Genomic DNA, 13,895 nt, shown 5'->3' with positions numbered 1-13,895 from the left:
CGGCGGCGCCCCCGCGCGTCCCCCCGGTTGCGGGAGCCGATTTCCACGCCTCTACGCGCGTCAGTCCTGCTCTGTCCCGGAAATCCCGCGTCGGCACGCATCGTTCCCGGTCGCACAGACAACGGAACCGAACGCGCCGGTTCCGATCTTGGCGAAGTTGTCCATCGAGTCCGTACCTGGCGCGAAATAACCGGTGTGGCTCTTGGCCCGGGCCGAGGACAGCAGCCGCGCGCCGAACGCCGGGGACACCGGATCGGCGCCGTGACCGAGCCCGCCGACCTCCAGGTGCGGAACGTCCGCGATCCAGTCGCCCTCGTCGCGCGTCGCCCAGACCCGCGCCGAGGTGTGCAGCCCGGCGACGTTCTCCGCGCGCATCCCGGGGCTGCCCGCCACCACCACGTCGGTCACCCGGCGCGGCAGTTCGTGCGCCGCGACCCCGCAGACCACCGATCCGTAGCTGTGGCAGAACAGCGCCACGCTCGCGTTCCCGGGCAGGGCCGCGGTCAGGGCCTTCAGCAGGACGGCGCCGTCGACGGCCATCCGGCCCGTGGCGGCGTCGACCCCGACCCCGGTGGGCGCGGTGTAACCGGCCCAGGCGATGACCGCCGTCCGACGGTCCGGCTCGGCCGCGCGCTGGGCCTCGTACAGCGACTCGGCCATGCCGACCGGGGAGGTCAGACGGCGCTGGGTGCGCTCGAAGGTGAGGACGTCGGTGTCGACACCCGGGACGATCACCGAGACCCGCTCGGCGCCGGAGAGGTCACCGAAGACCTCGGCCACACGGCCGTCGCCCGTCGGGTCGAAGGCGAGGATCTGCCGGCCGGGCTCGGCCAGCGAGGCGAAGCGGTGGGAACGCCGGGTGGCCGTCGACCGGTCGGCCGGCGTCAACGAGACGTCCTGGCTACGGGCCTCCTCGACCCGGCGCGCCTGCTCCAGGCCCTCCAGGTTGGCCCGGTAGCGGACCGCCGCGGGGGCCCCGTCGAGGTTGCCCACGACGAGCGGGTAACCGTCGGCGAGCCGGGCGCGCTCGACACCGTCGAGGCCGGCGAAGAAGCGGGCCACCGTCCGGGCGGGCGCGTCGGCGGGCGGCACCGGACGGCCGTCGACCCGGGCCTTGGCCCAGGCGCCGAGGGCGGCGACCCGCATCGGGGTGCCCTCCTCCGGCCGGTGAACGGCCGTCCAGCCGGTGGTCGCCAGCATGATGAAGACCACCGCCAGCGCGAGCAGGGCACGCAAGGCGGCAGGGCGCGGGTCGGCGCCGAGGGCGGTGGGGTGGGCAAGGCCGGGCACGTTCACTGTGACCAGCCTATGAGACGTCTTACGCCCCGGACGTGCCGGGTGACCGGACTCACGGCCGACCGTGGGACCCCGTGAGGCCCGAGCGGGCGACCCGCCGACGCGCCGACGGCGAGGACGGAGCGGACGCGTCGGGCTACGCGGAACCCCGCCAACTGGAGTTCAACGCCGGGCCGATCCGGTCGAGGTACGTCTCCGTCAGCCGTCGGATCGACTCCACACTGGTGTCCTCGCCCCGCCCCCAGAGCCGCCCTGTGACACGCATCACGCCACAGAACGCGGCCACGGCCACCCGAGGCCTCGGATCGACGTCCACGTCCAGGCCCTCCCGGACGCCGATCAGCCGGGAGACCCGTTCCTCCAGTTCCGTGGAGCGCCGCAGGTGCACGGCGAGCAGCGCCGGGGTGGACTCGATCAGCCGGTAACTGCGCATGTAGAGATCGACCGGGACCACCTCGGACAGGGCCACCTCGACGGTGTCCCAGGCCGCCAGCGCCGCACCCCGTAGGGCCTCGAAGGGGCCCTCGGCGGCCGGCCGGGCGCGCAGTTCGGCGACGAACCGGGACTCGACCAGCTCCTGGAGGGCGAAGACGACCTCCTCCTTGTTGGCGAAGTACCGGAAGAAGGTGCGCTGGGACACGTGCACGGCGTCGGTGATCTCGTCCACGGTGGTGCGCTCGTACCCCTGGGCGAGGAACAGCAGGAGGGCGGCACGCAGCAGAGCGTTCCGGGTACGCCGTTTTTTGCGTTCACGTAGTCCGGTCACCGGCGCGGTCGTCACCGACCGCTCGTCGATCATCACCGCGGGGCTCCCTTCTGACGCCGAGTGGGCGGTCAGCGTACCGGTGACCGGCGGGGTGGCGACCGTCACGTTGAGCCGTTTGCGAGGCCCTTCTTCGAGGGCCCTCGGGGTGCCCGCCGGAACGCTCGCGCATGACACGTTCGGGTCCCGTCCGGCCGGACCGCCCCCGGCCGGTACGGCCGCGAACCCGACGAAGACGCCTTCCGGACGAGTCAACTCCGTACCCACGAAGGCCTTGTCGGAAGGTTCCGCCCGGGCTGTCGCCTATCCGGGTGGACCCGACCCGGTCCCCTTCCGCCCGCCTGTCCACGCAGGTCAGCGTGGTCTCGGCGGAGCTCCGGAAACGGTCCGGGCGCCCGCCGTCCACAAGGAGTTGACCCGTCATGCGTACGTGTCGAAGCACCCGCACCACCACCACGACCACCCTCGCCGCGACCGTCCTGGCCCTCACCGCCCTCATCCCGAGCACGGCCGGCACGGCGCACGCCGCGGGCCCGCCGACGCTCGGGGCCTGCGCGACCGGGCAGCTGTGCCTGTGGGCGAAACCGGAGTTCAAGGGGGCACGGCAGACGCACGAGCTCAGCAACCTGGACATCAACAGCTGCACCGCGCTGCCCGCCGGGACCAGCGCCCAATCCCTCACCAACCGCACCGGGCGCCCGGTGACCACCTACCAGTCGGCCGAATGCGCGGAGACCGGCGAGTTCCAGACCTACCCGGGCGACGGGGTCTGGCTGCCCCAGTCGCCCTACCAGGTGCGGGCGTTCAAGGTGTGGGAGAGGTGACCTCCCGCTGAGCCGGGGCGTTCGGCGGGTCGGCCACGGCCACCTCGGCCGTCGTGCCGCCCAGCCGGGCGACCTCGCCGCGCAGCGCCCGTACCTCGTCCCGCAGTTCCCGGATGGCCGCCAGCTGGAGCATGTCCGCCCGGTCGTCGCGCTCGAAGCGGGAGATGAACCACGCGGCGATGTTGGCCGTCACCACACCGAGCAGGGCGATCCCGGACAGCATCAGACCCACGGCCAGGACCCGGCCGAGGCCCGTGGTGGGCGAGTGGTCCCCGTACCCGACCGTCGTCATCGTGGTGAAGGACCACCACACGGCGTCGCCCAGGTTCTTGATGTTCCCGTCGGGGGCGTCCCGCTCCACGCTGAGCACCGCCAGCGAGCCGAACATCAGCAGCCCCACCACGGCCCCGGCCACGTACGTCGTCAGCTGGATCTGCGGAGCCATCCGGGCCCGCCGGCCCACCAGCATCAGGGTGGCGACCAGCCGCAGCAGGCGCAGCGGCTGTACGAGCGGCAGCACCACCGCCGCCAGGTCCAGCCAGTGGGTCCGGACGAAGTGCCGACGGTCCGCCGCCAGGACCAGCCGGACCAGGTAGTCGACCGCGAAGGCCCCCCACACCACCCATTCGACGTAGGTGCACGCCCGGTGCACCTCCGCACGCGCGTCGGGGGCGACGATGGGCACGGCGTACGCCACGGCGAACGCCACGGCGAGCAGGAGCAGCGGGGTCTGGCTCCGCCGCTCCCACAGCAGCTGGCGGGAGGGTTCCTTCATGCCCAGCATCGTAAGGAACCCGTAAAGGGGAGCGGGCCCCGGCCGAAGCCGGGACCCGCTCACCGAACCCGCCGTAGGCCCTACGCGTCGCCGCCCGCCGCGCCCGGATCCGCCGCCGCCACGTCCAGCAGCTGGTACCGGTCGACCGCCTGCTTCAGCACCGAGCGGTCCACCTTCCCCGCCCGGGCCAGCTCGGTGAGCGTCGCCAGGACCACCGACTGGGCGTCGATGTGGAAGAAGCGCCGCGCGGCGCCCCGCGTGTCCGCGAAACCGAAGCCGTCCGCGCCCAGCGAGGTGTACGCGCCCGGCACCCACCGGGAGATCTGGTCCGGAACCGCCCGCATCCAGTCCGAGACCGCCACGAACGGCCCCTCCGCACCCGACAGCTTCCGCGTCACGTACGGGACGCGCTGCTCCTCCTCCGGGTGGAGCAGGTTGTGCTCCTCGACCTCCACCGCCTCGCGGCGCAGCTCGTTCCAGGAGGTCGCCGACCAGACGTCCGCCCGGACGCCCCAGTCGGCCGCCAGGATCCGCTGCGCCTCCAGCGCCCACGGCACCGCCACGCCCGAGGCCATCAGCTGCGCCCCGATGGTGCCCTCGGTGCCCTGCGACACCCGGTGGATGCCGTGCAGGATGCCGTCCACGTCGACGTCCGCCGGCTCGGCCGGGTGCTGGATCGGCTCGTTGTAGACGGTCAGGTAGTAGAAGACGTCCTCCGCCTCCGGGCCGTACATCCGCCGCAGACCGTCCTTGACGATGTGCGCGATCTCGTAGCCGTAGGCCGGGTCGTACGCCACGCACCCCGGGTTCGTCGAGGCCAGCAGCTGGGAGTGACCGTCGGCGTGCTGGAGGCCCTCACCCGTGAGGGTGGTCCGCCCGGCGGTCGCGCCGAGCACGAAACCGCGCGCGAGCTGGTCGGCCATCTGCCAGAACTGGTCACCCGTGCGCTGGAAACCGAACATCGAGTAGAAGACGTAGACCGGGATCAGCGGCTCGCCGTGCGTCGCGTACGCCGAACCCGCGGCGATCAGCGAGGCCGTGCAGCCCGCCTCCGAGATGCCGTCGTGCAGCATCTGGCCCGTCGGGGACTCCTTGTACGCGAGCAGCAGGTCGCGGTCGACCGCCTCGTACTGCTGGCCCAGCGGGTTGTAGATCTTGGCGCTCGGGAAGAAGGCGTCCATACCGAAGGTGCGGTACTCGTCGGGCGCGATCAGCACGAAGCGCTTGCCGATCTCCTTGTCCCGCATCAGGTCCTTCAGGATGCGGACGAAGGCCATGGTCGTGGCGATCGACTGCTGCCCGGAGCCCTTCCTGGCGGCCGCGTACGTCTTGTCGTCCGGCAGCTGCAGCGGCTTCGCGCGCACCACGCGGGTCGGCACGTACCCGCCCAGCGCGCTGCGCTGGTCGTGCATGTACTGGATCTCGGGGGAGCTCGGGCCCGGGTGGTAGTACGGCGGGGCCCCGCCCTCCAGCTGCGCGTCCGTGATCGGGATGTGCAGGCGGTCGCGGAAGCGCTTGAGGTCGTCGACCGTCAGCTTCTTCATCTGGTGCGTCGCGTTGCGGCCCTCGAAGTTCGGGCCGAGCGTCCAGCCCTTCACCGTCTGGGCCAGGATCACCGTCGGCTGGCCCTTGTGGGCCTTGGCCGCCGCGTAGGCCGCGTAGACCTTCTTGTGGTCGTGACCGCCGCGGCCCAGGTGCTGGATCTGCTGGTCGGACATGTTCTCGACCATCGCCCGCAGCCGCTGGTCGCCGCCGAAGAAGTGCTCACGGATGTAGCCGCCCGACTCGGTGGCGTACGTCTGGAACTGCCCGTCGGGCGTGGAGTTCATCTTGTTGACGAGGATGCCGTCGCGGTCCTGCGCCAGCAGCGGGTCCCAGGAACGGTCCCAGATCAGCTTGATGACGTTCCAGCCGGCACCGCGGAAGATCGACTCCAGCTCCTGGATGATCTTGCCGTTGCCGCGTACCGGGCCGTCCAGGCGCTGCAGGTTGCAGTTGACCACGAAGGTCAGGTTGTCCAGACCCTCACGGGCGGCGATCGACAGCTGGCCCAGCGACTCCGGCTCGTCCATCTCGCCGTCGCCGAGATACGCCCAAACGTGGGACTTGGAGGTGTCCGCGATACCGCGCGCCTCCATGTACCGGTTCATCCGCGCCTGGTAGATCGCACCCAGCGGACCGAGGCCCATCGAGACGGTCGGGAACTCCCAGAAGTCCGGCATCAGCCGCGGGTGCGGGTAGCTGGAGAGGCCGTACGGGGCCTTCGACTTCTCCTGCCGGAAGGAGTCGAGCTGCTGCTCGGTGAGCCGGTCCAGCAGGTACGCGCGGGCGTAGATACCGGGGGACGCGTGCCCCTGGAAGAAGATCTGGTCGCCGCCGTCGCCCTCGTCCTTGCCCCGGAAGAAGTGGTTGAAGCCCACGTCGTAGAGGGAGGCGGAGGAGGCGAACGTGGCGATGTGGCCACCGACGCCGATCCCGGGACGCTGGGCGCGCGACACCATGACGGCCGCGTTCCAACGGGTGGCGTTGAGGACCTTGCGCTCGATCTCCTCGTTGCCGGGGAAGAACGGCTCGTCCCGGGTGGCGATCGTGTTGACGTAGTCCGTGCTGCGCATCTCCGGCACGGCCACGCGCTTCTCGCGGGCCCGCTCGATCAACCGCAGCATCAGGTAGCGGGCGCGTTCACGGCCCCGCTCGTCGACTGCGGCGTCGAGGGAGTCGAGCCACTCCTGCGTCTCCTCCGGATCGAAGTCCGGGACCTGACTCGGCAGGCCACCAATGATGATCGGATTGCGATCGGATGCGGAAGCCACGCTGTTCCTTCGCTGTCGGGTGAGTCGTACGGGAGGCATGCCTGGGGCGCCGCCTCCCATGCTCTTACGCTGGGCCGAAATCTTCATCTTTACCCCCGGGTAATCCCTGGAAACCGCAGGGAACCCGGAGAGTGGGATCGGCGGGGATCCGTCGCGAGTCCGGCCGAACCGCACCTTACGCTCAATACGGGCACCGACTTCGCAAGGGTGTTCGTCCCTCAAACAGGTAGGAAAGACCCAAGCGTCGACGATGATGCCGAATGAGCTGGAATGGTGTGGGATGAATCACGAGAGGTGCACACGGGAAGGCTGAAAGTTGCGGCGAGACGGCCGTAATCGTCACCGTTTCGACGGTCTCGACGGCCGGGTACTTGCGCGATCCGCCGCGCCCGTGTGGACTACGCCCAATGCTGCGCGTACGCGCGCCGCCGAAGACATTCACCGAACATGAGCAGGAGGCACCCCGTGAGCGCGACCGCGGACCACGCGGAGAGCCTGGCCGCCCGGCTGGGTTTCCAGTCCGAACAGGTGGTCCAGGAGATCGGCTACGACGACGACGTCGATCAGGAATTCCGTGACAGCGTCGAGAAGGTCGTCAGCGAGCTCGCCGACGAGGACTACGACGACGTCGCCGACGCGGTGCTGTTGTGGTTCCGCGACGAGGACGGCGATCTGACGGACGCCCTGGTCGACGCGACCGAGCTGGTCGAGGACGGCGCACTGATCCTGCTGCTGACCCCGAAGACGGGCCGTGACGGCTACGTCGAGGCCAGCGACATCAGCGAGGCCGCCGAGACGGCCGGCCTCTCCCTCGCCAAGGGCCTGCCCGTCGGCAAGGAGTGGACCTCCACCAAGCTGGTGACGCCCAAGGCGGCCAAGGCCAAGCGCTGAGCCGAGCCCCGCAGCGATGCGGACACACGCCCCGCCGCACCGGGTCATCCCGGTCGGCGGGGCGTGTGCGTTCCCGGCCCGGAGCCGGACCCATAAGGTGGGACCACCCGAACAGCCCAACGCGGGGATGCGGGAACGAAGGGATGCGAGAGATGGCGATCGAGGTCGGCGACAAGGCCCCGGACTTCGAGCTCAAGGACAACCACGGCCGGACCGTGCGGCTCTCCGACTTCCGGGGCGAGAAGGCAGTGGTGCTGCTCTTCTACCCGTTCGCCTTCACCGGCGTCTGCACCGGCGAGCTGTGCGAGCTGCGCGACCGGCTCCCGCGCTTCCAGAACGAGGACGTGCAGCTCCTCGCCGTCTCCAACGACTCCGTCCCCACCCTGCGGGTCTTCGGGGAGCAGGAGGGTCTGGAGTACCCGCTGCTGTCCGATTTCTGGCCCCACGGGGAGACCTCGCGCGCTTACGGCGTCTTCGACGAGGACAAGGGATGTGCGGTCCGCGGCACCTTCATCATCGACAAGGACGGCATCGTGCGCTGGACTGTCGTCAACGGACTGCCCGACGCGCGTGACCTGAACGAGTACATCAAGGCACTCGACAGCCTCTGAGCGCGCCGGCGTGGGCCTTACACGCATTTTCCCTGCGAAAACCGCTTACAGGCGGGAACCCGTCACTAGGATCGAAACGTTGATCCGGTAGCTCCCCCGGTCACGACCGGGAGGGCCCCCTGCACGACGGGGCACCGCCCCACACACAGAACCCAATGGAGGACCCGTGGGAGTCAGCCTCAGCAAGGGCGGCAACGTCTCGCTGACCAAGGCCGCGCCTAACCTGACGGCGGTCATCGTCGGTCTGGGCTGGGACGCTCGCACCACCACCGGTGTCGACTTCGACCTCGACGCCAGCGCGATCCTGACCAGCGACCAGGGCAAGGTCACCAGCGACGCGAACTTCGTCTTCTTCAACAACCTGAAGAGCCCCGACGGCTCGGTCGAGCACACCGGTGACAACACCACCGGTGAGGGCGAGGGCGACGACGAGGCGATCAAGGTCAACCTGGCCGGCGTCCCCGCCGACGTCGCCAAGATCGTCTTCCCGGTCTCGATCTACGAGGCCGAGAGCCGCCAGCAGAGCTTCGGCCAGGTCCGTAACGCGTACATCCGCGTGGTGAACCAGGCCGACAACAGCGAGCTCGCCCGCTACGACCTCTCCGAGGACGCCTCGACCGAGACCGCCATGGTCTTCGGCGAGCTGTACCGCAACGGTGCGGAGTGGAAGTTCCGCGCCATCGGTCAGGGTTACGCATCGGGCCTGCGCGGCATCGCGCAGGACTTCGGCGTCAACGTCTGAGTCCGAGAGCAGTCCGTCCGTCCGGCGCCGTGCACTGTGTGTACGGCGCCGGACCGGCTTTACCCGCGAACACCACCGCGGGGCGCGACACCGCACCACCGCCACGCGGCAGGACCGCACCCGCCACACGGCACCACCAGCAGGACCGCACCCGCAGCACCGCACCACCAGCAGGACCCGCCACACCGGCACATCGCCAGACCGCCACACCGTCGTCCGGGGAGGACCACATCATGGGCGTCACACTCGCCAAGGGGGGCAATGTCTCCCTCTCCAAGGCCGCACCGAACCTCACCAGGGTTCTGATCGGTCTCGGATGGGACGCGCGCTCGACCACGGGAGCCGACTTCGACCTCGACGCCAGCGCGCTGCTGTGCAACAGCGGCCGAGTGCTGGGGGACGAGTACTTCGTCTTCTACAACAACCTGAAGAGCCCCGACGGCTCCGTCGAACACACAGGGGACAACCTCACCGGCGAGGGTGAAGGCGACGACGAGTCGATCATCATCGACCTCACCAAGGTCCCGGCGGCCGTGGACAAGATCGTCTTTCCGGTCTCGATCCACGACGCGGACACTCGGCGGCAGAGCTTTGGCCAGGTCAGCAACGCCTTCATCCGCGTGGTGAACCAGGCCGACGGTCAGGAACTGGCCCGCTACGACCTGTCCGAGGACGCGTCCAGCGAAACCGCGATGATCTTCGGTGAGGTCTACCGGTACGGGGGTGAGTGGAAGTTCCGTGCGGTGGGGCAGGGGTACGCGTCGGGGCTCCGAGGCATCGCTCTAGACTTCGGGGTCAACGTTTCGTAAAGCCGTACAAGACGATGGGGTGCCAGTGGTTCTCAAAACCTTCGGCTGGTCGTTCGCAATCACTGCGCTCGGTCTGGTCGCAGCGGTGTTCTACGGGGGGTGGCAGGCCTTCGGAATCGTGGCGATCCTGTCGGTCCTCGAGATCTCGCTGTCTTTCGACAACGCGGTGGTCAACGCCGGGATCCTGAAGAAGATGAATGCCTTCTGGCAGAAGATCTTCCTCACCATCGGCGTACTCATCGCGGTCTTCGGTATGCGACTGGTCTTCCCCGTTGTGATCGTCGCGATCAGCGCCAAGATCGGGCCCATCGAGGCCGTGGACCTCGCCCTCTCCGACAAGGAGATGTACGAGCAGCTGGTGACGGACGCCCACCCGTCCATCGCCGCCTTCGGTGGCATGTTCCTCTTGATGATCTTCCTCGACTTCATCTTCGAGGACCGTGACATCAAGTGGCTCGCCTGGCTGGAGCGCCCGCTCGCCAAGCTCGGCAAGGTCGACATGCTGTCCGCCTGCATCGCGCTGATCGTCCTGGTCATCGCCTCGATGACCGTCGGGGCCAACGCCCACCAGCACGGTGGCGTCCACGTGGACAAGGCGCAGACCGTCCTGATCTCCGGTGTCCTCGGCCTGATCACCTACATGATCGTCGGCGGGCTCTCCGGCTACTTCGAGAACAAGCTGGAGGAAGAGGAGGAGGCCGAGCACGAGGCCGAGGAAGAGGCCAAGAAGACCGGCAAGCCCGTCACGGCCGTCGCCATGGCCGGCAAGGCCGCCTTCTTCATGTTCCTCTACCTCGAGGTCCTCGACGCCTCCTTCTCCTTCGACGGAGTCATCGGCGCCTTCGCCATCACCAACGACATCGTGCTCATGGCCCTCGGCCTCGGCATCGGTGCCATGTACGTCCGTTCGCTGACGGTCTACCTGGTCCGCCAGGGCACCCTCGACGACTACGTGTACCTGGAGCACGGCGCGCACTACGCCATCGGCGCGCTCGCCGTCATCCTGCTCGTCACCATCCAGTACGAGATCAACGAGATCATCACCGGTCTCGTCGGCGTGTTGCTCATCGGATGGTCCTTCTGGTCCTCCGTGCGCCGCAACAAGCGCCTGGAACTGGAGGGTTCCACCGCCGAGGCATGACCGCGGCGGTAATGCGGAACGCTCCATCTGCGGGGCGGTCCACCGGGTCCACGGACCCGGCGGGCCGCCCCGCTTCCGTAGGCTCAGGGCGTTTCAGGGGATCAGGGGACCAGGGGGTAGGGGATGGGATTCTTCGACGGCATCATGGGCAGCCGGGCCGTGCAGTTCCAGTCGGGCAGTGCCTCGTCGAACGCGATCGAGCTGACCAAGCGACAGTCGACCGTGTCGCTCACCAAACAGGGAGCCGTCCACGGCAATCTGCGCGTCAACCTGTCGTGGCGCATGCGCACCTCGGACATCGGCGGCCGCTCCGGGCAGAGCGGCCAGCTCTTCCGGCACCCGTTCAAGCTGTTCAAGCCGGACATGGTGCAGGCGCACACCCAGGGCATGGTCAACGTCGACCTCGACATGGGCTGCTTGTACGAGCTGACGGACGGCACCCGCGGCGCCGTGCAGCCGCTGGGGAACCTGCTGGGCGACCTCAACGACCCGCCGTACGTGAAGCTCAGCGGGGACGACCGGTTCGGCTCGGCGTCGGGGGAGACCCTCTACGTCAACCTCGACCACGCCGACGAGATCAAGCGGCTGCTGGTCTTCGTCTACATCTACGACCAGACCCCGGCCTTCGACCGGACGCACGCGATGGTGACCCTCTACCCCGTCACGGGGCCGCGGATCGAGATCCCGCTGGACGAGCGGCACCCGCAGGCCCGGTCCTGCGCGGTCGTCTCCATGGAGAAGGTCAAGGGCGAGCTCGTGGTGCGGCGCGAGGTGAAGTTCGTGTACGGGTTCCAGGCCGAGCTGGACCGGCTGTACGGCTGGGGGCTCCAGTGGGGGCGGGGCTACAAGAGCGCCAAGAGCTGACCGGGGCCCCGGGACGCGGGAGCGCCCGCGGGGCCTTCGGCGGCGTGAGCGGCCTCGAAGGGCTCGGCGGCCTCGGCGGCCTCGAAGGGCTCGGCGGCCTCGGCGGCCTCGGAGGCCACAGCGACCTCGGCGACCTCAGCGGCGGATGAACTGAGGGCCCTGCACCGGCAGCCGGAAGGACGGATCGCCGCCCGGACCCGGCACCGGGGCCGGGGACACCGGCTGCGGGTACCCGTAGGCGGGCTGGACGGGCGGCGGGGCCTGCGTGGGCGGGGCCATCATCGCCGTCTGCTCGGAGGCGGGCCCGGCACCTGCGCCGGAGCCGTCGCCGGAGCCCGCGCCGACGCCGCCTGCGGGGCTCGCGTCCGGCTCGACGGCGTTCTCGTCGACCGAGATCCCGTGGTCGGTCGCCAGTCCCACCAGTCCGTCGGAGTAGCCCTCGCCGAGCGCCCGGAACTTCCACCCCTCGCCCCGCCGGTACAGCTCCCCGCAGATCAGCGCCGTCTCGGCGCCGGTCTCGGGCCGTACGTCGAAGTAGGCCAGCGGCTCCGAGCCGCCGGTCGGGGTGGCGTCGTAGAGGAGGATCCGCAGGTCGCCGACCCGGCGGAACGGGACGTCCTCGGCGGAGGCGACCACCAGGATCCGGTCCACCGTCGGCGTCACCGTGCGCAGATCCGCCTGGACGGCGTCGGTGATCGCGTCACCGATCTGCTTCTTGCCGAGTCGCCAGACGGCCCCGGAAGGATGCCGGGGCTGGTTGTAGAAGACGAAGTCCTCGTCCGAACGCACCCGGCCGTCCGGGCCGACGAGCAGCGCCGAGGCGTCCACGTCCGGTACCTCGGGGCCGCCGGTCCAGCGCAGCACCGCCCGGACCGCCACGGCGGCCACCGGGATGTTCGAGCCCTTCTGCATCGCGTGCGTCATGCACGTCATCCTGCCCTCCCGGGGTGGACAGGGACAATGCGGCCCCCCGTAGGGCCTTGTCTCGAACGCGAGACCTGGGCATGGTGCAAGAGGGTTACCTGAACTTCATGTGCTTGAGGAACTCTTGACTCACGTTCGTACGTACTATTACCGGCCATGCCAGTTGGGCCGCCGAGGCAGTACGGGGGAAGCACATGCGTCACTTTGGGCACATAACGCCCACCGTCCGTAAGGACCTCTTCCACCAGGAACCGGCGGAATTCACCGGAGCCTCGCCTTCCCGCGTTCTCGCGGCGGCGCTGGGAGCCACGCTCTACAGCCCGGCCACCCGGCCCACGCTCGCGGCCGACATTCGTAAGCAGGCCGGCCGCGGGGTCGTCTCGATGGTCCTCTGCCTGGAGGATTCCATCAGCGACGGCGATGTCGCCGGAGCCGAGGAGAACCTCGTCCGGCACTTCTCCGAGCTCGACGCCGACGAAGCGGAGCTGCCGCTGCTCTTCATCCGCGTCCGCACGCCCGAGCAGATACCCGACCTGGTGCGCCGGCTCGGCGGCGCGGTACGGCTGCTGGCCGGATTCGTACTCCCCAAGTTCGACGAGAACCGCGGGATCGCCTTCCTCGAAGCCGTCGCCGCGGCGGAGGCGGCCTGCGGACTGCCCCGTCTGTATGCCATGCCCGTCCTGGAGACCCCGGACCTCCTCCACCTCGAAACCCGCGTCGAGGCCCTGGCCGGCATCTCCCGCACGGTCAACAGCCACCGGGAGCGCGTTCTGGCGCTGCGGCTCGGCGTGACCGACTTCTGCTCGGCCTACGGCCTGCGGCGCACCCCCGACATGACCGCCTACGACGTCCAGATCGTGGCGGGCGTCATCGCGGACGTCGTCAACGTCCTCAGCCGCGCCGACGGCACCGGCTTCACGGTGACCGGGCCCGTCTGGGAGTACTTCCGCAGCCAGCAGCGCCTCTTCAAGCCCCAGCTGCGCCGCAGCCCCTTCCTGGAGGAGGGCGTGGAGGAACTGCGTACCGCCCTGATCGAGCACGACCTGGACGGACTGCTCCGCGAGATCGAGCTGGACCGCGCCAACGGGCTGCTCGGCAAGACCTGCATCCACCCCGCGCACGTCACGCCCGTGCACGCGCTGTCGGTGGTCTCGCACGAGGAGTTCTGCGACGCGCAGGACATCCTGCGACCCGAGCGCGGCGGCGGCGGAGTGATGCGCAGCGCCTACACGAACAAGATGAACGAGGTGAAGCCCCACCGGGCCTGGGCGGAGCGCACCATGCTGCGCGCCGAGGTCTTCGGTGTGGCGAAGGAGGAGGTCGGCTTCGTCGACCTCCTCACGGCCGGGCTCCAGGTGTGAGCACGCCCGCCCGCACGCCCGCCCGCACGCCCTCCGGCGTGCCCACGGGTACGCCCGCCGATACGCCCGCGCGGACGCGGG

At 69.6% G+C, this 13,895-nt stretch carries 13 protein-coding genes; 8 read left to right on the top strand and 5 right to left on the bottom strand.

Annotated elements, in window-relative coordinates:
- Positions 1-60: 60 nt before the first annotated feature.
- Positions 61-1,212 (bottom strand): alpha/beta hydrolase, encoded by a 1,152-nt coding sequence (locus ACGFYY_RS25620; protein WP_393712874.1) that lies wholly within the window; start codon positions 1,210-1,212, stop codon positions 61-63.
- Positions 1,213-1,432: 220 nt separating this feature from the next.
- Positions 1,433-2,095, bottom strand: a complete 663-nt coding sequence (locus ACGFYY_RS25615; RefSeq protein WP_393712872.1) for a TetR/AcrR family transcriptional regulator — start codon at positions 2,093-2,095, stop codon at positions 1,433-1,435.
- 386 nt (positions 2,096-2,481) lie between these two features.
- Between ACGFYY_RS25615 and ACGFYY_RS25610 the strand changes: the two genes are divergently transcribed.
- The gene (locus ACGFYY_RS25610; protein ID WP_393712744.1) at positions 2,482-2,883 is read left to right on the top strand and encodes a peptidase inhibitor family I36 protein; all 402 of its coding nucleotides are present in this window, start codon (positions 2,482-2,484) and stop codon (positions 2,881-2,883) included.
- Here ACGFYY_RS25610 and ACGFYY_RS25605 read toward each other — a convergent pair.
- On the bottom strand, positions 2,864-3,658 hold the full coding sequence (locus ACGFYY_RS25605) for a potassium channel family protein (RefSeq protein WP_365278936.1): 795 nt from the start codon (positions 3,656-3,658) through the stop codon (positions 2,864-2,866). The two genes, ACGFYY_RS25610 and ACGFYY_RS25605, sit on opposite strands and share 20 nt — an antisense overlap.
- Before the next feature lie 80 nt (positions 3,659-3,738).
- Positions 3,739-6,471: a pyruvate dehydrogenase (acetyl-transferring), homodimeric type gene (aceE, locus tag ACGFYY_RS25600; protein WP_393712742.1), complete on the bottom strand. Its 2,733-nt coding sequence runs from the start codon at positions 6,469-6,471 to the stop codon at positions 3,739-3,741.
- A gap of 465 nt (positions 6,472-6,936) precedes the next feature.
- Between aceE and ACGFYY_RS25595 the strand changes: the two genes are divergently transcribed.
- The 6 genes from ACGFYY_RS25595 (at position 6,937) to ACGFYY_RS25570 (ending at position 11,529) form a co-directional block, all read left to right on the top strand.
- On the top strand, positions 6,937-7,362 hold the full coding sequence (locus ACGFYY_RS25595; RefSeq protein WP_030715388.1) for a DUF3052 domain-containing protein: 426 nt from the start codon (positions 6,937-6,939) through the stop codon (positions 7,360-7,362).
- 152 nt (positions 7,363-7,514) lie between these two features.
- Positions 7,515-7,973, top strand: coding sequence for a peroxiredoxin (locus ACGFYY_RS25590; RefSeq protein WP_365269938.1), 459 nt, complete (start codon positions 7,515-7,517; stop codon positions 7,971-7,973).
- 166 nt (positions 7,974-8,139) lie between these two features.
- On the top strand, positions 8,140-8,715 hold the full coding sequence (locus tag ACGFYY_RS25585) for a TerD family protein (RefSeq protein ID WP_030715382.1): 576 nt from the start codon (positions 8,140-8,142) through the stop codon (positions 8,713-8,715).
- A 233-nt stretch (positions 8,716-8,948) separates the two neighbouring features.
- On the top strand, positions 8,949-9,524 hold the full coding sequence (locus ACGFYY_RS25580) for a TerD family protein (RefSeq protein WP_365269941.1): 576 nt from the start codon (positions 8,949-8,951) through the stop codon (positions 9,522-9,524).
- Positions 9,525-9,549: 25 nt separating this feature from the next.
- Entirely contained in the window at positions 9,550-10,665 is a 1,116-nt protein-coding gene (locus tag ACGFYY_RS25575) for a DUF475 domain-containing protein (RefSeq protein WP_365269944.1), read from the top strand.
- Positions 10,666-10,788: 123 nt separating this feature from the next.
- Positions 10,789-11,529, top strand: coding sequence for a Tellurium resistance (locus tag ACGFYY_RS25570; protein ID WP_365269947.1), 741 nt, complete (start codon positions 10,789-10,791; stop codon positions 11,527-11,529).
- 135 nt (positions 11,530-11,664) lie between these two features.
- Here the strand turns inward: ACGFYY_RS25570 and ACGFYY_RS25565 are convergent, their stop codons facing one another.
- Complete coding sequence (locus ACGFYY_RS25565) at positions 11,665-12,453, bottom strand: TerD family protein (protein ID WP_393712737.1); 789 nt, start codon at positions 12,451-12,453, stop codon at positions 11,665-11,667.
- 194 nt (positions 12,454-12,647) lie between these two features.
- Here ACGFYY_RS25565 and ACGFYY_RS25560 point away from each other — a divergent pair, with 194 nt between their 5' ends.
- Entirely contained in the window at positions 12,648-13,814 is a 1,167-nt protein-coding gene (locus ACGFYY_RS25560; protein ID WP_393712735.1) for an HpcH/HpaI aldolase/citrate lyase family protein, read from the top strand.
- The last annotated feature ends 81 nt before the right edge of the window (positions 13,815-13,895 follow it).

This window comes from Streptomyces sp. NPDC048331 (assembly GCF_043201215.1).
GTDB lineage: Bacteria > Actinomycetota > Actinomycetes > Streptomycetales > Streptomycetaceae > Streptomyces.
Note: the sequence above shows the minus strand (reverse complement) of the source record. Positions and strands in the feature narration are given on the sequence as shown.